General features: G+C 66.2%; 26 protein-coding genes. 4 read left to right on the top strand and 22 right to left on the bottom strand.

What is annotated here, in order from left to right; all coding sequences use genetic code 11:
- Together NKF06_RS09330 and NKF06_RS09325 are read left to right on the top strand one after the other, a co-directional pair.
- Positions 1-555, top strand: a 555-nt coding sequence (locus tag NKF06_RS09330) for an SDR family oxidoreductase (protein WP_253245216.1), incomplete at its 5' end; no start/stop codon positions are given.
- Between the two features lie 76 nt (positions 556-631).
- The gene (locus NKF06_RS09325; RefSeq protein ID WP_058827548.1) at positions 632-1,453 is read left to right on the top strand and encodes a hypothetical protein; all 822 of its coding nucleotides are present in this window, start codon (positions 632-634) and stop codon (positions 1,451-1,453) included.
- A gap of 19 nt (positions 1,454-1,472) precedes the next feature.
- Here the strand turns inward: NKF06_RS09325 and NKF06_RS09320 are convergent, their stop codons facing one another.
- From NKF06_RS09320 to NKF06_RS09310, 3 genes are all read right to left on the bottom strand, one after another.
- Positions 1,473-2,783, bottom strand: a complete 1,311-nt coding sequence (locus NKF06_RS09320) for a phosphoribosylglycinamide synthetase C domain-containing protein (protein WP_253245215.1) — start codon at positions 2,781-2,783, stop codon at positions 1,473-1,475.
- 63 nt (positions 2,784-2,846) lie between these two features.
- A complete protein-coding gene (locus NKF06_RS09315; protein WP_172795793.1) occupies positions 2,847-3,206 on the bottom strand; it encodes a hypothetical protein in 360 nt (119 codons plus the stop codon).
- Positions 3,194-4,201, bottom strand: coding sequence for a PGF-CTERM sorting domain-containing protein (locus NKF06_RS09310; RefSeq protein WP_253245214.1), 1,008 nt, complete (start codon positions 4,199-4,201; stop codon positions 3,194-3,196). Before NKF06_RS09310 ends, NKF06_RS09315 begins: the two co-directional genes overlap by 13 nt.
- A gap of 180 nt (positions 4,202-4,381) precedes the next feature.
- Here NKF06_RS09310 and NKF06_RS09305 point away from each other — a divergent pair, with 180 nt between their 5' ends.
- On the top strand, positions 4,382-4,540 hold the full coding sequence (locus NKF06_RS09305; protein ID WP_253245213.1) for a DUF1059 domain-containing protein: 159 nt from the start codon (positions 4,382-4,384) through the stop codon (positions 4,538-4,540).
- A gap of 50 nt (positions 4,541-4,590) precedes the next feature.
- A complete protein-coding gene (locus NKF06_RS09300) occupies positions 4,591-4,992 on the top strand; it encodes a universal stress protein (protein ID WP_058827544.1) in 402 nt (133 codons plus the stop codon).
- A gap of 30 nt (positions 4,993-5,022) precedes the next feature.
- Here the strand turns inward: NKF06_RS09300 and NKF06_RS09295 are convergent, their stop codons facing one another.
- The 19 genes from NKF06_RS09295 to rplX all read right to left on the bottom strand — a co-directional run bounded on the left by NKF06_RS09295 (position 5,023) and on the right by rplX (position 17,519).
- Positions 5,023-5,709, bottom strand: a complete 687-nt coding sequence (locus NKF06_RS09295) for a hypothetical protein (protein WP_253245217.1) — start codon at positions 5,707-5,709, stop codon at positions 5,023-5,025.
- Between the two features lie 120 nt (positions 5,710-5,829).
- Positions 5,830-7,071: a TIGR00300 family protein gene (locus NKF06_RS09290; RefSeq protein WP_253245212.1), complete on the bottom strand. Its 1,242-nt coding sequence runs from the start codon at positions 7,069-7,071 to the stop codon at positions 5,830-5,832.
- A 92-nt stretch (positions 7,072-7,163) separates the two neighbouring features.
- On the bottom strand, positions 7,164-7,655 hold the full coding sequence (locus NKF06_RS09285) for a hypothetical protein (protein WP_058827541.1): 492 nt from the start codon (positions 7,653-7,655) through the stop codon (positions 7,164-7,166).
- 71 nt (positions 7,656-7,726) lie between these two features.
- Positions 7,727-8,668: an alpha/beta fold hydrolase gene (locus NKF06_RS09280; protein ID WP_058827540.1), complete on the bottom strand. Its 942-nt coding sequence runs from the start codon at positions 8,666-8,668 to the stop codon at positions 7,727-7,729.
- Positions 8,665-9,021, bottom strand: coding sequence for a hypothetical protein (locus NKF06_RS09275; RefSeq protein WP_042663572.1), 357 nt, complete (start codon positions 9,019-9,021; stop codon positions 8,665-8,667). The genes NKF06_RS09280 and NKF06_RS09275 overlap by 4 nt, the downstream gene beginning before the upstream one ends.
- A 100-nt stretch (positions 9,022-9,121) precedes the next feature.
- On the bottom strand, positions 9,122-9,844 hold the full coding sequence (locus NKF06_RS09270; protein WP_253245211.1) for a hypothetical protein: 723 nt from the start codon (positions 9,842-9,844) through the stop codon (positions 9,122-9,124).
- Between the two features lie 165 nt (positions 9,845-10,009).
- Complete coding sequence (gene secY / locus NKF06_RS09265) at positions 10,010-11,479, bottom strand: preprotein translocase subunit SecY (protein ID WP_058827538.1); 1,470 nt, start codon at positions 11,477-11,479, stop codon at positions 10,010-10,012.
- Positions 11,480-11,482: 3 nt separating this feature from the next.
- The gene (locus NKF06_RS09260; protein ID WP_004974953.1) at positions 11,483-11,980 is read right to left on the bottom strand and encodes an uL15m family ribosomal protein; all 498 of its coding nucleotides are present in this window, start codon (positions 11,978-11,980) and stop codon (positions 11,483-11,485) included.
- On the bottom strand, positions 11,977-12,441 hold the full coding sequence (locus tag NKF06_RS09255; protein ID WP_042663568.1) for a 50S ribosomal protein L30: 465 nt from the start codon (positions 12,439-12,441) through the stop codon (positions 11,977-11,979). Before NKF06_RS09255 ends, NKF06_RS09260 begins: the two co-directional genes overlap by 4 nt.
- Positions 12,441-13,085, bottom strand: coding sequence for a 30S ribosomal protein S5 (locus tag NKF06_RS09250; protein WP_049905066.1), 645 nt, complete (start codon positions 13,083-13,085; stop codon positions 12,441-12,443). The genes NKF06_RS09255 and NKF06_RS09250 overlap by 1 nt, the downstream gene beginning before the upstream one ends.
- Positions 13,082-13,636 (bottom strand): 50S ribosomal protein L18, encoded by a 555-nt coding sequence (locus NKF06_RS09245; protein ID WP_058827537.1) that lies wholly within the window; start codon positions 13,634-13,636, stop codon positions 13,082-13,084. Before NKF06_RS09245 ends, NKF06_RS09250 begins: the two co-directional genes overlap by 4 nt.
- Positions 13,636-14,091 carry a 50S ribosomal protein L19e gene (locus tag NKF06_RS09240; protein ID WP_253245210.1) on the bottom strand — a complete coding sequence of 152 codons (456 nt, stop codon included), beginning with the start codon at positions 14,089-14,091 and terminating at the stop codon, positions 13,636-13,638. Before NKF06_RS09240 ends, NKF06_RS09245 begins: the two co-directional genes overlap by 1 nt.
- Entirely contained in the window at positions 14,091-14,798 is a 708-nt protein-coding gene (locus NKF06_RS09235; RefSeq protein WP_115881176.1) for a 50S ribosomal protein L32e, read from the bottom strand. Before NKF06_RS09235 ends, NKF06_RS09240 begins: the two co-directional genes overlap by 1 nt.
- Positions 14,798-15,334: a 50S ribosomal protein L6 gene (locus tag NKF06_RS09230; protein ID WP_004974940.1), complete on the bottom strand. Its 537-nt coding sequence runs from the start codon at positions 15,332-15,334 to the stop codon at positions 14,798-14,800. The genes NKF06_RS09235 and NKF06_RS09230 overlap by 1 nt, the downstream gene beginning before the upstream one ends.
- A 4-nt stretch (positions 15,335-15,338) precedes the next feature.
- The gene (locus NKF06_RS09225; RefSeq protein ID WP_004042581.1) at positions 15,339-15,731 is read right to left on the bottom strand and encodes a 30S ribosomal protein S8; all 393 of its coding nucleotides are present in this window, start codon (positions 15,729-15,731) and stop codon (positions 15,339-15,341) included.
- A gap of 3 nt (positions 15,732-15,734) precedes the next feature.
- The gene (locus tag NKF06_RS09220) at positions 15,735-15,911 is read right to left on the bottom strand and encodes a 30S ribosomal protein S14 (RefSeq protein WP_004042587.1); all 177 of its coding nucleotides are present in this window, start codon (positions 15,909-15,911) and stop codon (positions 15,735-15,737) included.
- Positions 15,908-16,426, bottom strand: a complete 519-nt coding sequence (locus NKF06_RS09215) for a 50S ribosomal protein L5 (protein WP_004974920.1) — start codon at positions 16,424-16,426, stop codon at positions 15,908-15,910. The genes NKF06_RS09220 and NKF06_RS09215 overlap by 4 nt, the downstream gene beginning before the upstream one ends.
- A complete protein-coding gene (locus tag NKF06_RS09210) occupies positions 16,423-17,166 on the bottom strand; it encodes a 30S ribosomal protein S4e (RefSeq protein WP_008095292.1) in 744 nt (247 codons plus the stop codon). The genes NKF06_RS09215 and NKF06_RS09210 overlap by 4 nt, the downstream gene beginning before the upstream one ends.
- Positions 17,163-17,519, bottom strand: coding sequence for a 50S ribosomal protein L24 (gene rplX / locus NKF06_RS09205; RefSeq protein WP_058566955.1), 357 nt, complete (start codon positions 17,517-17,519; stop codon positions 17,163-17,165). Before rplX ends, NKF06_RS09210 begins: the two co-directional genes overlap by 4 nt.
- Position 17,520: the final 1 nt, after the last annotated feature.

Below are 17,520 nucleotides of genomic sequence, written 5' to 3'. Positions count from 1 at the left end.
CCGAGGGCCGGCGGTGGGACCGCCAGCGCCGTCCGCGCCGACGTGCGCGACGAACTCGACATGGAGCGCCTGATGGAGACGGCGGCCCGCGCCGGCGGGCGCATCGACGTGCTCATCGCCAACGCGGCCGTCGCCCACGGCACGCCCGGCGAGATGCCCGCGCCCGAGGAGTCCTACGCGGCGTTCGACGACACCCTCCGGACCAACGTCCGCGGCGTCTTCGCGGCGGTCAAAGAGGCGCTCCCGCACATGGCCGACGACGGGCGTATCCTCGTTCCCTCCGGCTCAATCGCTCGTGAGGCGAAGCCGGGGATGGGCGCGTACGCCGTCTCCAAGGCGGCCGCCGAGGCACTCGGCCGGCAGTTCGCCGCCGACTGCGACCAGACCGTGACGGTCGTCGACCCCGGCCTCGTCGCCACCGACCTTACCGGCGGGCAGGGCCGCGACCCCGACGACGTGGCCGACCTGTTCGTCTGGGCGGCGACCGACGCCGACCCCGCCGAGTTCGACGGCGACATCGCGGACCTCAAGGCGTGGAGACAGGCAACGCGGTGACGTCTCTCGTCGTTTCGACTCCCCCCATCCCGCCGGAACCGCACCCCTTATTAATCCGAACCAGTTCGTTCACAATATGAACCGTTCGACGGCCATCGGCGCGGGGAGCGTCGTGGCACTCGTCGCGCTCTCCGGGTACGCCGCGAGCGCCGAGGCGTGGAACCTCCTTATCGTCTCGTGGGCCGCTTTCGGCGCGATGGCCTTCGCCGCACCGTTCGGCGCGTGGAGTCGGGCCGAACACGCCGAGGGGCTCGTGTGGGGCTACGGCCTCGCTAGCGGCGCGATGGTGACGAGTGCCGCGGTGTTTCTGGTCCCACAGGCGATTGGTCACCACCCCCAGTTCGGCGGTTTCGGCATCGCGTTCGGTATCCTCGTCGGCTTCGCCGCCCACACCGTCGGCCACCGCTTCGCACACATGGACTTGCCCATCGACCGCACCGTGGCCGAACTCTCGGCGCACGCGGTGTCCGCGGGCGCGATTATCGGCATCGTCTACGGGAACATCGACGTGGGCGTCGGTCTCGGCCTCGCCATCGTCTCCCACAAAGGACCGGCCGGCTACGCCGCCGCCCGCCGGCTCTCGGGACGAGGCGAGTCGGTCGCTCCGCTGCTCCTCCCCGCGGCGGGCCTCGGTATCGCCGCCATCGTCTCCAGCGCCGTGTCGCTCCCGGCGACCGGCGCCTTCCGCGGACTCGTCTTCGGCTTCGCTTCAGGCGTCTTCCTCCACGTCGCCATGGACTTCCTCCCGCGCTGTGAAATCGGGAGCGAGATTCACGAACTGCTGTCGGTCGAAGACGACCACGCCCACGCGATTCTCGACCGCCTCCGGGTTCACGCCGCGCTGAGCACCGGCGTCGGCGGCCTCGCCGTCTTCGCCGCGTGGCTGCTGCTCAACTAATCGACTCCCGACGAATCGACTACTCGCCGGCCGGTCCGAGGTAGCCCCACGCGAGCAGTCGGTCGCCGTCGCCGTCTATCCACCGCTCGCCGATGTCGTCGCGGTAGTACAGGTTCGGAATGACGATGTTGTCGACGCGGTCGTACGCCTGTTTTCTCGCCTCCTGCATCGTCTCGCCCTTGCCGGTGACGACGAGCGGGATGCCGCTTTCGCCGGCCGCGCGCCACTGCCCATCGACGAGCTTCGCGTCCTCGATGTGGACGCCCTCGCGGCTATCAGTCTCGAAGACGACCGCCGCGTTGCGGGAGTTCTCGTCGTAGGTCTTCTCGTCGGTGAAGGGAAACGGCGGCAGAACGATGCGGACCGCGATTTGGTAGCCGCCGTGCACCGATAGCTCGGGGTCGTTGCCGTGGGCGAGGTCGTAGAAGAACTGCGCGGTCGACGACTCGAAGGACTCCTCTTGGAGCGTAATCGTCGGGTAGCCGAACCGCGGGGTGAACTCCAGCGGGTAGATGCCGTGTTCGTTGACGATGCAGTTGATGTCGATACTCCCGACGTAGCCCTCCTCGGCGAGCCACGGTTCGAGCCGGCCCAGCGTCTCCTCGAACAGTCGGTTCCGACCGGCCCAGAACATCGAGGTACCCATCTCGCCGGTCGAAGGGCCGATGTTGCCCGGAAAGAGCTTCTTGTGCTCGAAGTTGAAGTTCACCGAGTCGACGAACGTCTCCCCGTTGAAGAAGCCGCAGACGGCGATTTCGACGCCTTCGACCTTCCGCTGGAGCTGAAAGCCCTTCATCCGGTGGCCCCACGCCTGCTTGTACGCGCGGAGCACCTCGACCACGTCGCTCCCGTCGTCCTCGTTGCCGACGTAGAGGAGTCGCTTGACGTTCTGCACCTCGCCGAGCGGCTTGATGACGTACGGGGCGCGGTTCCGCCGGACGTACTCGATTCCCTCGTCGAAGTCGTGGAAGACGCGCTGTTCGACCGTGTCCACGCCGTGGGACTCCAGCACGTCCATCGCGTAGCCGCGGTCCTCTTCGAGGCGGTCGGTGTTCGGCGTCCCGCCGACGACGGCGTGTCCCTCCTCGCGGAGTTCCCGCGCCAGCGCGCCGGTACCGATATCGGAGCCGACCCAGATGTCGTCGAAGACGATGACGTCGGCCCACTCGACCTCCGCGCGCCAGTCGTCGGTCTTCGGGACGAAGCCGTCGCCGATTTCCTTGTCGCGCTCGGCTTCGATGTAGTACCGCACGTCGTGGCCCTCCCTGTGGACCTGCCACGCGAGGTCGGTGATGAGCGCAGCGTCCGCCGACACGAAGAGGAAGTTCATACCCCACGACTCGGCCGGCGACCTGAAAACTGTGTGTGTGGTGAGTGGTGACTCGGCGGCGACTCAGTCGCTCGTCAGCCGGCGAAGCTGGATGGAGACGCCGAGCGCCGCCCCGAGGAGCAACACGAGATTGAACGCCGCTTGGAACGGCGCGCGGTACTCGGGGTTCACCCACGTCGTGATGGTCTGGCTGGCGTTGAGATAGAACTGCAGCGCCGCGATGAGCGCGAGCAACAGCAGTCCCGCGAGGACCGCGTAGTCGAGGTAGCGGCGCATTCGGTCCGCGAACTCGCGGTTCTCGATTTCTTCGTCATCTCCCGCGTCGTCGGCACTCTCGGTTGGCTCCGACGTCATGTCGCTCGGGACCGTCGTCTCGATGTCGGCACTCTCGGCAGTCGTCGATTCGTCGCTCATTTCGACCACCTCCGGGCGACGAAGACGGCCGCGAGCAGTCCCACGACCGCCACTACCGGGCCGAATCCGGGTGCCTGCGAGGAGGTCTCGGTCTGCTCGTACTCGGTTCGCTGCGGTGCGTCGCCGTCGCCGTTCTCGAAGTCTTCGACGCGGAGTTCCACGTCCTCTCTGGTCTGGTTCACGCTAATCGTCCTCGTTGGGTTCAGGTTCGCCGCGCCGCGGGCGGTGTCGATGACGACCCCGTCGCGGAGCAGCACGGCGTCGATGTAGTAGTTGTAGTCGTTCGGGACGCTCGCCGACGCGTCCACCGTCTCGGTCCGGCCGGCCGCGATGGTCCCCGCGTCGACCGTCGTCCGGGAGGCCACGATGTTCGATTCGGCCTGCCGGAGGACGAACAGCACCGAGAGGTCCTCGGCCGGGTCGTCGCCGGCGTTCGTCAGGGTCGCCGTCAGGTCGAGCGTCGTCCGGTCCTCGCCGGCGTCGGCGATGGCGAACGACACGGGCGGGAGCGCCTCGCTGTCGGTGAACGAGGTGGTCGATCGGAGGTACGGCGGCTTGATGGCCGAGACGCCGCGGACGCTCTTTCGCGCCTGGTCGACCCGCTCGTCGTCGCTGTAGAGGACGACTTCGATGTCGTAACCGCCCTCGCGGGGGACCGTGAGGTTGGTCGTCGTCGCCACCTCACCGTCCTTGGAGAGCGTCCCCACGTCGAGTTCCCGCGTCGTCGTCAACAGCCCCGACTCGGCGTCGACGGCGCGGACGAGGACGCTCACGTTCTTCGTGGGGTTGCCTCGGTGGTCGATTCGTGTCTCGATTTCGAGTGTGACCGTCTCCCCCGTCGCCTGTCCGGCCGCGATGGAGACGCCGGCGACGTCCACCGGTCCGGGTCGGACGGGCCCGTCGTCGGTCGGGTCCGCGACGACCCCCGGAACCACGGCGGCGGCGACGAGCGCCACGACGACGACGCCGACCGCCCCGGCGGTGAGGAGGGCGTTTCTTTCCATACCCGACTGACATTTACGGTCGGGTATATGTTTTGTCCCCGACGGATTGGCGGAGCAGGCGACACAACGGAGGCACCGGGGCCGCAGAGACACCGCGGCCGTGGGAACCCGCCCGTCAGCGGGAGTGTCATGGTAACTATGAACACACGCTTTGGCCTCGGGGCGCGTATCTCTACTGCCATGTCGAAAGCGATGCAACAGGCGACGTGTTCGTGCGGGTTCAGTGTAACATCCGAGAACAGAAACGAGGTCGTGAAAGTGATTCAGGAACACGCCCACGACGAGCACGGAAAGAAGATGACGAGAGACGACGTGCTGGCGATGATGAAGCAGGCCTGACGAGCGTGGTCGGGCGTGGATTTTTATAGGACGGCGTAGCGATATGTGACATGGCAACATACGTTATCGGGACGAACTCGGTCCACACCAGCGCCGAAGTCTGCGACTATCTCTCGCGGCGAATCGACGCCGGTGACGTGCTCCACGTCGTCAACTCCCATCGCGGCGGCGACGAGACCGACAGCGAGGACGTTCGCGACGGCGAGGACGCTCTGAACGTCGTCGTCTCCCGTCTCGGCGACCTCGTGGACGTGGAGACCCACCAGTACATCCGCGGTAACGACGCCGCCGACGACATCCTTCAGTGCGCCGACGAACACGACGCCGACGAAATCGTCATCGGCGTCCGAAAGCGCAATCCGACCTCGAAAATCGTCTTCGGCAGTACGGCACAGGACGTGCTGTTGAACTCGAACATCCCGATGGCGGTCGTCCCGCTGGAAAAAGTCTAATCGTCGCGTCCGAAGTCGCCCGCGGCCGCGTTAGTCTCCGGATCGGTACTCGACGAGCACCATCTCGAACGCGGGCTCGTCGTCACCTTCCTCCTCGTAGAACGCCATGTAGCCCGGCAGCGGGCTCTCCGGCGTGACGCAGCTCTCCCAGAAGACGCTCCCGTTGGTCCGAACGACGAAATTCGCACACTCCAGGCCAGCGTAGGTGGATATCTCCTCGACTTTGAAGCTCACGTTGCCGTTTTCGCCGGAGGCCTCCCAACCGTCGCCGACGCGGAGCGTCTCGCCGTCAACGCCGCTGTAGTACGGCGAGTCGAAGCCGATGGTGGCGACCGACCCCGACGGGCTTCCAGCGAGTTCACCGTAAATCTCGTCCGGCGGCGCGCTCACGGTCTGCTCGCTCGTCGTGTTGGGCGTGACCAGCTTCGTCCGAATCGTCACCTCGTCGTCGGTCGCAGAGACGACCTCCCACTCGTAGGTGGCGGTGCCGTCGATGCTCGGACTCGTGATGTCGTAGCGGTAGTACTGCCCAGTCCGGTACCGCTGGTCCCACGTCCCGTTGAACGTGAAGGACGTTCGTTCGGCGTCGTCGCCGCTCTGGCCGGCCGACTCGCCGTCGACGGCGGTCCCGGTTGCGTCTGTCGCACCCGTCGATGCGTCGGTCGCGGTCGTGGCGTCGCCGCCGACGCCACCCCCGCATCCGGCGAGGAGAACCATGAGTGCTGCGAGAAGCACTCGCGCTGCTGTGGGTTGCATACAGCACACGAGAGGCCACCCGGGGTCATAATAGACACGTCAGACGGGGCGGTGACGCGGTGTGACCCCCGAGCGACCCGGTCAGTCCTCGCGGTCGGCTTCGAGGACCTTCTCGGCGAGCGTCGGCACGAACGTCCCGATGTCCGTGACCATGCCGATGGCCTGCGAGGAGCCGCGGTCGAGCAGTTGCGTGACGGTCGCGGGGTTGATGTCCACGCAGACGGTCTTCGCCGTTGAGGGCAGGCAGTTGCCGACGGCGACCGAGTGCAGGAGCGTCGAGAGCATGAGCACCATGTCGGCGCGGTGGGCCTGCTCGCGGATGGCGTTCTGCGCCTCGATGGTGTCGGTGATGGTGTCGGGAAGCGGACCGTCGTCTCGAATCGACCCCGCGAGGACGTACGGCACGTCGTTTTTCACGCACTCGTACATCACGCCCTCTTTGATGAGTCCCTCCTCGACCGCCTCGGCGATGCCGCCGGCGCGGATGACCTCGCTGATGGTGTAGATGTGGTGTTTGTGGCCCTTTCGGGGGTGTTCCATCGTCTCCATGTCCATCCCGAGGGAGGTCCCGTACAGCCCGCGTTCGATGTCGTGGGTGGCAAAACCGTTCCCGGCGGAAATCATGTCCACGTAGCCCTCGCGGACGAGTTCGGCGAGGGCGTCGCCGCCGCCCGAGTGGATGAGCGCCGGGCCGGCGACGACGAGGACGTTCCCGCCGTCTGCCTTGGTCTCGCGGAGCGCGTCGGCCACCTCGCCGATGAGCGACTCAGACGGTCGCTCGGAGGAGACGCCGCCCTGCATGAACCCGAAGGGGCCGGAGGCGTCGCGGGGGCGTTCCGGCGGTTTGACGCGAATCCCCGCTTCGTCGGTGACGACGAGGTCGCCCTCCTCGATGCCGTTGAGGACCTTCGTGTGGGCGCGCGGGCCGTTTTCGGTCTCCTCGATGACTATCGCGCAGTCCATCTCGATGTCCTCGACCGGGAGCCACTCGCCCTGATACCGAACGTCGGTCGGGTGGTTCGTCGTCGAGTAAAAGCCCACGGGGACGACCCGGTCGGCCGGCGAGGCCTCGACACGGGCGTCGACGGGGTCCGTGAGGTTCGCGCCGATCTGGTGGAGTTCGTGCAGTATCTCCTGCAGCGTCTCGCGGTCGTCCGCGGACACCGACATCCGGCAGTACGAGGTCTCGTCTTTCTGCCGGCCGACGTCGAACTGTTCGACGTCGAAGTCGCCGCCGAGGTCCATCACGATACCCATGGCCTGTTGCATCATCCCCGAGTCGATGATGTGGCCCTCGAGTTCGACCGTGCGCGTAAACGTCATCGACGGAGAGACGGGAGAGGCGGCAAAGTGGGTTACGGACGCGATAACGCGAAGAAAAGACGGAGTCGGACGGCGTTCAGTTCGGCCCGGGTTCAGAGGAAGAAGCTCTTGAACGTGTTGGCGACGGTCCAGACGACCTGGTCGACGGGGTGGCCCTTCTCGCCGGAGACGCGGATGCGGTCGTCGGCGAGGGCGTCTTGAACCTCGGCGAGCGGGTCAGACGAGTCGGCGATGGTTTCGAGGGTTTGCCGGTCCGTCGTGATTCGGGTCGACGCCTCGTCGTTGGGGCCGGTCGAGATGTCGTCGATGCGCATGTCGTCTTGCACCGACGCCGAGAACACGTGCGTCTCGTCGCCGTCTTCGATGTAGACGTTCACCGTCTTCCCGGCGATGAGGCTTCGGGCGAACGAGACGTCGAGCTGTTCGACGTTGTCGTTGTACAGCGCGACGCCCTCTTCGAGGAGCTGTTGCATCTCCTCGTCGCTCGGTGCCTCCGACTCCTGTGCGAACACCGGGGCGGACGCGGCCACCGCGACGAGCGCGACGGCGAGGAACAACGAGACGAAACGTGTGGATGTGGACATTTCTGTGTGGTATAGGCCGGGCGAGGACATAATGGTTCGCGCGAGCGTTCAACGGGATGACTCGTCTCCTGTCATCTAACTGACTTGAGGAACGACAGGAGGTGGCCGAACGTCTGTTCGAACGCCCGGTCGTAGTGGTCGAAGTGACCGACTGGGAGTTCGACTAGCGTCGACTCCGGTAGCTCGTCGGCGAGGTCAGCCACCGCGTCGGCGGGCGCGAGGTCGTCGCGCGTCCCGGAGACGAGGAGCGTCGGGCAGGTGAGGGCCTCCGGGTCGGAGATCGCCCGATAGCGGAGCAGCGAGAGGAACAACCGAGCGGGCGTCTCGTCGCGCCACGCGCTCCCCGGGGGCACGAGGTCGCGGTAGGCGGCGCGCACGCCGGGGTCCTCGAAGACGGCCATCGACGAGCCGTCACCGACGACGGGGACGCGATACGGGCCGAGGAGCCGCGACTGGAGTTTGTCGCGGACGCCGGCGGCGACCGCCGCGAGCGTCCCTTTGACGCCTCGGCCCCGCGTGACCGCCTTTCCGTCGAGCATGGGGTTCTGGGCGACGACCGCGGCGACCCGACCGTCTTCGGCCGCTGCGCGGAGCGCGTAGCCGCCGGAGAGTCCAGCCCCCCAGAGGACGAGCGAGCGCGAGTCGATTTCGTCGCGCCCGCGGAGTCCGTCGAGCGCGGCGTGCCAGTCGGCGACCTGCGAGTCGGGCTCCACGAGATTCCGGGGCTCCCCGTCGGAGTCACCGGTGTTCCGGTAGTCGAAGAGGAACGCGGCGTAGCCCGCCTCGGCCAGTCGCTCCGCGTAGGTGCGGAGACCGAAACGGCGCTCCGCGGCGAGTTCGCCGGCCATGACGACCACCGGCGGCGACTCGACGCCGTCGGGGCGGTAGAGCCAGCCCGCACAGTTCGCCCCCTCGCTCTCGAACGTCAGCGAGACGCGCGAGTACTCGAAGTGGGAGGGCCGACGCGGACCGCGCGCGGCGGGCGGCTCGCCGCGGTGACGCCACGCGCTCACGCGTCTCCCTCCTCGTAGAGGCTGTCGAGAACGCGCTGGGACAGTTCCTCGTCGTCCAGCGAGTAGTCGTTGTACGCGCGAATCCAGTCGGCTTCGAGCGTCCACGTCGCCTGCACGTCGCCCTCGCTTCGGAGCACTGTCGCCTCGACGGTCCTCGGGTTGAACTCGTCGTCGCGAGCGAGGTCGAGGAAGGCCGTGACGGCGCGGCCGACTTCGCCGTGGTCGGGTTCGACGTCCGGGAACGCCGTGAGATAGGTCAGCGAGACGGACTCGTCGAGCGAGACTGACTCGACGCTGATGCCGTTGCCGCGGAGCGCCTCCTCGACGGCGGCCGCCGGTTCGAGGTCGTTCATACCACGCGATACGACTGCCGGCGGCTAAACGTTTGCCGCGAGACAGGACGAGTCACGGGCCGCTCGTCTGGCTCGGGCCGGGTCGTTCCCCGACACGCCGTCAGTCCGCGGTCGCGTCGGCCCGGCGGAGCGTGTCGTGGAGCGAAAACAGCGGTTCGATGTCGCCGGCGGCGTAGTCGACGAGGAGCCGGGTGAGTTCGGCGTGCGTCCGGGTGTGGTCGAGTCCCGCGACCACGCCGTCGACGTACGCCTCGCCCAGCGCCTCGCCGACGTGCGCCCCCTTGACGTGGCCGTCCTCGATGCCGAGGCGTTCGAGGTAGCCCGCCGGGAGGTCGTAGTCGTCGTACCAGACGGTCGGCTGGTTGACGCCGGCTTCCTTGCACGCCTTCCACAGCGCGGGGATGTCGCGGTTCGGGCGGACTGCTCCCGGGTACGCCTCGGCGGCGAGGGTTCCGAGGTCGACGTGGTCGGCGAACAACGCGTCGATTCGGCGCGGCGCGTCCGCCCAGACGCCGGCGTCGGCGACTCGGTCGGCCCACGTGCGGAGGTGGTGTTCGTCGAAGTACTCGCCGTTGTAGGTGACGACGCCCTCGTCGCGGGCCTCGCACCACTCGACGACCCGCCGGAGGAGGTCGGCCGTGTGTTCAAGCGACCAGTCGCCATCGCGGAGGAGCACTTCGACTTCGACCTCGGAGTCGTCGCCGTCGCCACGGTAGCCGAGGCCGACGGCGACCAACTCGAAGTCGTCGGTGTTCCGGAAGTCGCTCGGCGGGCCGTTCGGGCTGGCCGTCTCGATGTCGACTGCGAGTCGCCCCTCGTGCATACCCCGCTGTTCCGGCGGCGGCAGTCAAAAGTGACCGGATTGTCCGGCGGTACGGGCGGTCCGAGGCGGTCGCGCCGCTCTCGGTGCAAGCGGGTCAGAAATGAAGTGAAGTGGAAGTGACGTTCGCCGCGAGCGTGCGGCGGCAGTCGAGCGCGTCGGTGCTCGCTATTCGGAGCCGAACATGTTGCGCATCATCGGGTGCATCTCCATGAGCTGTTCCTCCGCGATCTCCTCGTACAGCTTGTACGTGATGGAGACCGTAAGGAGCAGCCCCGTCCCGGAGACTGCGCCGATGGTGCCGAGCATGTTCGCCATGACGGCGAGCAGGCCGACGAGCGCGCCACCGATGACGGTCACTTGCGGGATGTACCGCTCCATGACCTTCTCGATGACCTGCGGGTTGCGTCGGAACCCGGGAATCTGCATCCCGGAGTTCTGAATCTGTTGTGCGGTCGATTCCGGACCCATGCCCGTCGTCTCGACCCAGAATATCGCGAACACCGCGCCACCGACGATCATGAAGACCAGGTCGATGAGCACGCGGATGGCGATGTCGAGCGGGTCGGCCGACGTGAGCCCGAGGAACCACATCCAGTCGGACCGCGACTGGATGGGCGCGAGGTAGTAGAACAGGCCACCGGTGACCTGTCCACTCGTGTACTGGCCGAGCCACGCTGGCATGGCGGTCCACGAGTTGTTGAGGATGCGCCCGAGGAACTGGATGTTCGCCTGCAGGGCGCGGACGAGGATCATCGGCAGGACGCTCGCGTAGATGAGCTTGACCGGGAAGCGACCGCGGGCACCCTTCACGCGGGCGTGCGAGAGGGGAATCTCGACGCGAACGCTCTCGGCGTAGACGACGATGCCGAAGATGAGCACCGTCGTGATGAGTGCGAGCAGCTGTCCCTGACCGAGGAAAACCGTCGACAGCAGGTCGGTCGGCGAGGCCGGCAGTTCGATGGCACCGGTGACGATGCCGATCCACGTCGGGAAGAACCCGGACGCGCCACCGAGGCCCTCCCAGCTGAACAGCCCACCGACGAGCTGCTGGCTGACGCCGGCGATAATGAACAGGCCGACCCCGGAGCCGACGCCCCACTTGCTGACGATCTCGTCCATGAACAGGATGAGGACACCACCGACGGCGATCTGCGCGAAGATGAGTCCCTTCACGCCGAGCGTACCGATGCCGAGCGACGCCGCTACGGCTTGGTCGGCCGGCAGGAAGTTGCCGGCAAACACCATCGGCAGACCCGTCAGGACGATCATGACCCCGACGAGCAGCTTCTGCAGACCCTGATAGAGGATCTGGTCGCGCGGGTTGTTGTCCGTGTCGAGCCCGAGCAGGTCAGCACCGCCAAGCAGTTGTAGGACGATGCTCGCCGTGACGATTGGACCGATACCCAGTTGGAGCACCGAGCCCTGCTGGCCGGCCAAGATCGACCGGAACTGACCGAACAGGTCGTTCGCGGTCGCGGCGTCGACGCCGAACAGCGTCACGTTCGTCAGGAAGAAGTACAGAACGAGGATGCCACCAGTCCACCCGAGCTTCCGGCGGAACGGTACGTGTCCCTCCGGTCGGGCGACTGCGGGCATCCGCGCCAGCACTGGTTCGGCGGCGTCCTTCCATCCCATGATTTATTCCTCGTCGTCCTCGTCGGCGTCGGCCGATTCCTCGGCTTCCGCCGCTTCTTCGGCGCGTTCGGAGAGTTCGGCGTTGCCGCCAGCCTCCTCGATGAGTTCGACGGCACCGGCGGTGAAGGCGTCGGCGACGACGTGCAGTTCGTTACGAACCTGCCCGCCACCGAGCACCTTCACGACGTCCGCTTCCCAGCCGTCCTCGGCCACGTCGCGGGCGTCGATGGTGTAGGTGTCGCCGTCCTTCTCGGCGACTCCGTCGGCCGCGAGGAGCGCCGCGTCCTCGTCGAGCTTCTGGATCTTGACTTCGGCGACGTCGTCCTGCAGGACGTCAGGTCGCTTGAAGCCGTGCTTGCCGAGCGGCTCGTAGTTGTGGAACTCGTGTTTGTCGCGTCCGGCGCGGCCGCGACCGCCGCGGTGACCGGCACCGCGTCGGTTCTTGTGCGTACCGCCGCTGTGCGTGCGGGAACCGCGTTGGCGTCGCTTCTTGGACGTCATCGCATGTCCTCCAGGAGCTCGTCGATCTGTTCGGTGCTGTGCTTACCGAGCTGACCGCCTTCCTTGGTAACGTGCTTCTGTCCGCGGTGACCGCCACGCGGCGGGTGCAGACGGAGCACGGGGGAGACGCCCTGCTCTCGCAGCGTCGTCTCCTCGTCGACGATGGCCTGCGCGAGCGCGGCCACGTCGTCGTAGTCGGTGTTCTCGGAGACCCACTCGTCAGTGATGTCGCCGTCGCCCTGCTCGGGCTCGGCGCGCGTGCTGATGAGGGTCTCGACGACGTCGACGCTCGGCTCGCCGTGCGCGACGAAGTCGTTGACCTTCGAGATCATCCCGCGGTAGGCGTCCGTTTCCGGCACGAACGTCGCGTGGTTCACGCGGTGGATGTTGAGCATCGTGAGCGTGTCGCGGACGTCCTGTGCGATGTTGACCTCACCGCGAAGCTGAACGATAGCCTGCATTATTCGCGCACCTCCTGACGCACTTCACGAGCGCGCTGGGGCGTACGGGACTGCGACGCGTTCTTGAGCGCGTTGTAGGTCGCCTTCGCGAGGTTGACCGTGGTCCGGGTGTTCCCGTCGCTCTTGGTCCAGGCGTCCTGGATACCGGCGAGTTCGAGGATGTTCCGGACGGTCTCTGCGGCCGCGAGGCCGAGACCCTGCGGGGCGGGGATGATACGGACCGTCACGGAGCCGGCCTTGCCCTCTGCCTTGCGCGAGAGGGAGTTGAGGCCGCCTGCGCGGTCTTCCCACGACCCCGAGCCGCGGTCTACCTTGATGATGTTCAGTTTCGCCACCTCGATGGCTTTCTGGATGGCACCGCCGACCTGGTCGTCGCGGGCCTCAGCGTAGCCGAGGTAGCCGTCACGGTTCCCGACTGCGACGACACACCGGAACTTCACCCGGCGGCCGGAGTCGGTCATGCGCTGGACCATGTTGATGTCGAGCACCTCGTCGTCCAGTCCGGGAAGGAGCTGGTCGACGAGCTGGGGTTCCTTAAGCGGAAGTCCCGTCTCGAGCGCCTGGTCCATCGACGTGACGTCGCCGTTCTGCACCATGCGGCCGAGCCGCGTTCGCGGCTCCCAGCCGTTGTTATTTCTGCTCATTCGTCCTCCTGAAGGTTCCCGAGCACTTCGTCGAAGTGGTCGGGGAGGTTCGTGGCATCGAAGTCTCCACTGTAGAGCGGCTCGTCGAGCAGCTCTGCGTACTCGGCGATGTGGACACCGCGGTTGCGGTCCCAGTCAGCGAGCACTGCGTCGTTGTGGGGGATTTCGAGGCCAGCGTCGATAGCACCCTCCTGCACCGCGAAGACCTTGTTTCCGGGCGTGGCCGTGTTGAGGCCGATGTCGAGGACCGCTTCCTCGACGCCGGCGGCCAGCGCCCGCTTACCTGCCAGATACCCCGTGAGGTACGCGCTCGGGAGGTTGCCCGTGGGGGCTTCCCAGCCGTACTCGTCGAGGTCAGCAGAGGTCGCTGCAGCGTGGGTCTCGTCGCCCTGCGGGCCCGGAGTGACCAGCTGCGCCCTGACGTGCTTGTTGCTCACGCGAGCAACGAGGCGGGGCTTGCCCGATTTCAGCAGGCGCAACCTTTGATGGTAATCGGTCCGGACTTCGCGGCGACGCCGCATCGGAACCTTGTATCGTGGTCCGGTCGCCATTATTGAATCTCCACCTGGTAATTGTTCTGAATGTACGCTTCAAGCCGGTCCACGCTATCGAATTCGCCACCGGACGCCTTGTTGTAGAGCGAGCGGTACTGGGAACTGTCGAGCGTTCCGTCCTCGCGAAGCTCTTTCAGGCGACGGCGCTGGGCGCGGATTCGGCTGACCCATGCGTCTTTCTTGTTCTGTCGAGCGCCGGAACGGCCCTTGCGGGAGCCGGCACCCTTGCGGTGACCGTAGGAACGCTTGGCGGCGCGCTCGCGTGCGCGACCTTTCGAGTTGCCCTTGGCGTCCTTGGCGCGAATCGTGCCCTCGTCGACGAGTTCACGGATGTCTTCGCGCGTGATGGCCTCCGCGATTTCGGCCTGTTCCTCGGGGTCGAACCAAACTCGACCCTTGCCGACGTCGAGGACGTCGGCCGCCATTCGCTTCTGCGCTTTGAGGTCCGTCATCAGTTATCCACCTCTACTTCGACGTAGGTGGGGTTGAGGACGCGAATCTCGCGGTCCTCACACGCTTCCTCGATGCGCTCGCGCTTGCGCGCGCCGACCGAGGAGGCGATGCGAACTGCCTGCGTATCGCCGTCAATGCCTTCGAGGTCGTCCGTGTTGAACACGCGGACCTCCTCGAAGCCCGACGGGTGAAGGCCGCGGGCGGCCTTCGGCGTGCGGTAGCCCGCCTCGACCTTGGGGCCCTTGCCCTTGATACCGATACGCTGTTTGGAGAGACCACCACGGGGGCGACGCCACGACGTGGGCGTGCGCTTCTTCTTGTGGTAGTCCTGCCGGTTGAACTGCGGCTTGCCCTCGCGGCGCTTCTGCGCCAGGGCTTCCGCGGTTTCGTCGTCGAGCTGGGGCTTCTTGTCCGCGTGACCGCGGGGCTGAAGCTCCGTCTCGACGTCTTCGGCTTCCTCTTCCTCAGGCTCGGCTTCGGACTCGTCTTCGACTTCGGCCTCGGCCTCGTCGGAGACCTCGAGGCCACCGACGTCGGCTTTGATACGCGCGGCGAGCGCGTTACCGATGCCGTCGACCTCGGCCAGTTCGGACTGGCTCGCGGCCTGTACGTCGTCGACGCTCTCGAAGCCGGCTTCGCGGAGCGCGTCGGCCTTCGACGGGCCGACGCCGCTGATGTCTTCGAGTTCGGTGATTTCTTCCGACATTAGGCATCACCAGTCTGCGGTTTCTGGGTGATGTACACGCCGTCGGTGAACACGCGAGTGTCCTTGTCCTTGACGCGGGTGAGTTGTTCGATGTCGGCGGCGGTCTGCCCGACGTCCTCCTTGTTGGAGCCCGTCAGGGTGAGTTCTTCGCCGTCGACCTGTACGTCCGTGTCGCCGCGAATCTGCGCTCGTCGCGGGGACTTCTCGCCGAGGAAGTTCTTGATGACCACGTCGCTGCCTTCGACGCTAACCTGCATCGGGAAGTGAGCGTAGTGGACTTCCATCTTGTACTCCCACCCCTCGGTCGCGCCGTGAAGCATGTTGTTCACGTGGCTCTCGAAGGTACCGATGGTCGCGTTGGTCTTCGCGTTCTCGACGTCGCTCTCGATGACGATAGCGTCGTCTTCGGCGGAGACCGAGACGTTCGGGTACCAGAGGCGCTTGGTGACGCTTCCGTTGGGGCCCTCGATGGTGAGCTCGAGGTTTTTGACCTCGGCGGATACCTCGTCCGGGATTTCGATTTCTATTCGGCTCATTGTTCTAGTAGACGTAGGCGATGATCTGGCCACCGATGCCCTTCTCGCGGGCCTCGTAATGGCTCATGACGCCGTGGCTCGTCGTGACGATGAGCGCGCCGTAGTCACGGGCGGGGAGGAATCGCTTCTCCCATTTCTCGAAGTCGTCGGCTCCGGCGGAATACCGGGGCTTGACGACGCCACAATCGTTGATTGCGCCTTTCAGTTCGACCTCGAACAGACCGGCCTTGCCGTCGTCGACGAACTCGAAGCCGTCGATGTACCCGCGGTCGTAGAAGACCTCGAGGACGGAGCCGATGATGTTGGAGGCGGGCTGGATCTCGTGGGACAGGTGTCCGACGCTCTCGGCGTTGTCCACACCGGAGAGAGCGCTACTGAGTGGGTCGTTGTCAGCCATTGCTTATCGGTACTTCTTGAATCCCATCTCGCGGGCGATCTCTCGGAAGCACTGGCGGCACAGGTTGATGTCGTACTTGCTGACAAGTCCCTGCTTTCGACCGCAGCGCCGGCACTCGTTCTCCTGGCCGGTGCGGCGGGATGCGTGCTCGCCCGTCTGTTCTGTTTCGCTATCGCTCATTCTTCAACCTCCACGTCGAACGTGGACTCGATGAACGCGACGGCGTCCTCGACGGTCATCCGGTGGGACGACGGAATCTGACGGGAACGCTTGTCGCGCTTTTTCACTCGGTAGCCGGGGCGGACGAGGTTGACCGTCACGTCCAGCCCGTAGATACCGATCTGCGGGTCGTACTCCTGGCTCGGGAACTCCGTGTGCTCTTCGACGCCGAAGCCGAAGTTGCCCGTCTGGTCGAACGACGAGACGGAGAGATCCGCGATGGGGAGTGCGGTTTCGAGGAACTCGACGGCGGTGTCACCACGGAGGGTGACCTTCGCGCCGACGGGTTCGCCGCGGCGGACGCCAAAGTCCTGCGAGGCGCGGCCGGAGATCGTGCGAACGCTCTCCTGACCGGTGATCTCCTCGAGGATGTCCTCGGCCTTCGCGAGTTCGCGACCACCTTCGCCGACGCCCATGTGGACGACGACCTTCTCGATGCGCGGGTCGCGCATCGCGTGGAAGTCAGCCTCGCTCATTCGTCATCACCGCCGTCAGTAGCCTGACGTGCTTCGGACTCGTCGTCCGAACCCGTGAAGTTCTCGTCGATGACGACGACGTACTGTTCGACCGTCTCGAACTCGCCGTCTTCGGTCTCGACGACAACGGAGTTGTTCCCGCTGCCGGGCGTGACGATGATCTCGGTGATCTCGCCGATCTCGCCGGAGTGCCGTCCGTTGACGGCCGTGACGAGCGCGCCTTCCTCGTAGGGGAAGTGCGCGACGACGTCCTTCGTCTCGTTGTCGACGACGATGGAGTCCTTGCCGCTGTATTCCGACGCGTCCTCGACGATGAGGGTCGCCCCGTCGTGGAGCGTCAGCTGGAAGTCGCCACCGCCGACCTGCGTCTTGTTCACGATCTTACCGAGACGGCTGGATGCCGAGTCGGCGTCGATGGGGGTCAGCGCCAGGCGGCCTCCCTCGTCGGGGAAGACGCGGTAGTACTCCTCTCGCTGGACGAACGCCAGGATGTCGAACATCCCGATGGGACGGCGGACGTCGGAGGCCACGTCGCCGTTGACCAGAATGCTCTGGTGGTTAAGGGCGTACTGGGCCTCCTTCTTCGAGTCCACGTAGCCGAGCACGTCGCGCAGGACGATGAGGAGAGGAACCCCCTCTTCGCCGTGCGGACCCGCTCCGGCCTTGACCGTGAACGTGCCTGTCTTGCGCTCGACCGGCCAGGACTTCGGTACGGACAGTCGCTTCTGGTGTCGAGTCATTCGTTATCCTCCTTGAGTCGGGCCTCGCGCACGTCGTCTTCGAGGTCCAGTTCCGTCACGCGGACGTTACTGGCCTGAAGGGGGCGTGGGACCTCCTCGCCGTCGGCTTTCTCAACGGTGACGCCGTCGACGTAGATGACGGCGTCGGTGAGGTCGACCTCGGTGACTTCGCTTTCTTCGCCGGCGAAGTCGCCGCGGAGCACCTCGACCGTGTCGCCCGCGTTGACGCGGACGTTACGGCTGCCGTACTCCTCGCGGAGGTCGGCCGACAGCGGTGCGCGGACCTGCTTTTGCCGCTCGTGGAGCGGCGCGTCGCGAATCTGGGTTCGCTGTTTGCGCGGTTGTCGAGTCATA

Origin of the sequence: Haloferax sp. AB510 (assembly GCF_024136985.1) — an archaeon.
Lineage (GTDB): Archaea > Halobacteriota > Halobacteria > Halobacteriales > Haloferacaceae > Haloferax.
Note: the sequence above shows the minus strand (reverse complement) of the source record. Positions and strands in the feature narration are given on the sequence as shown.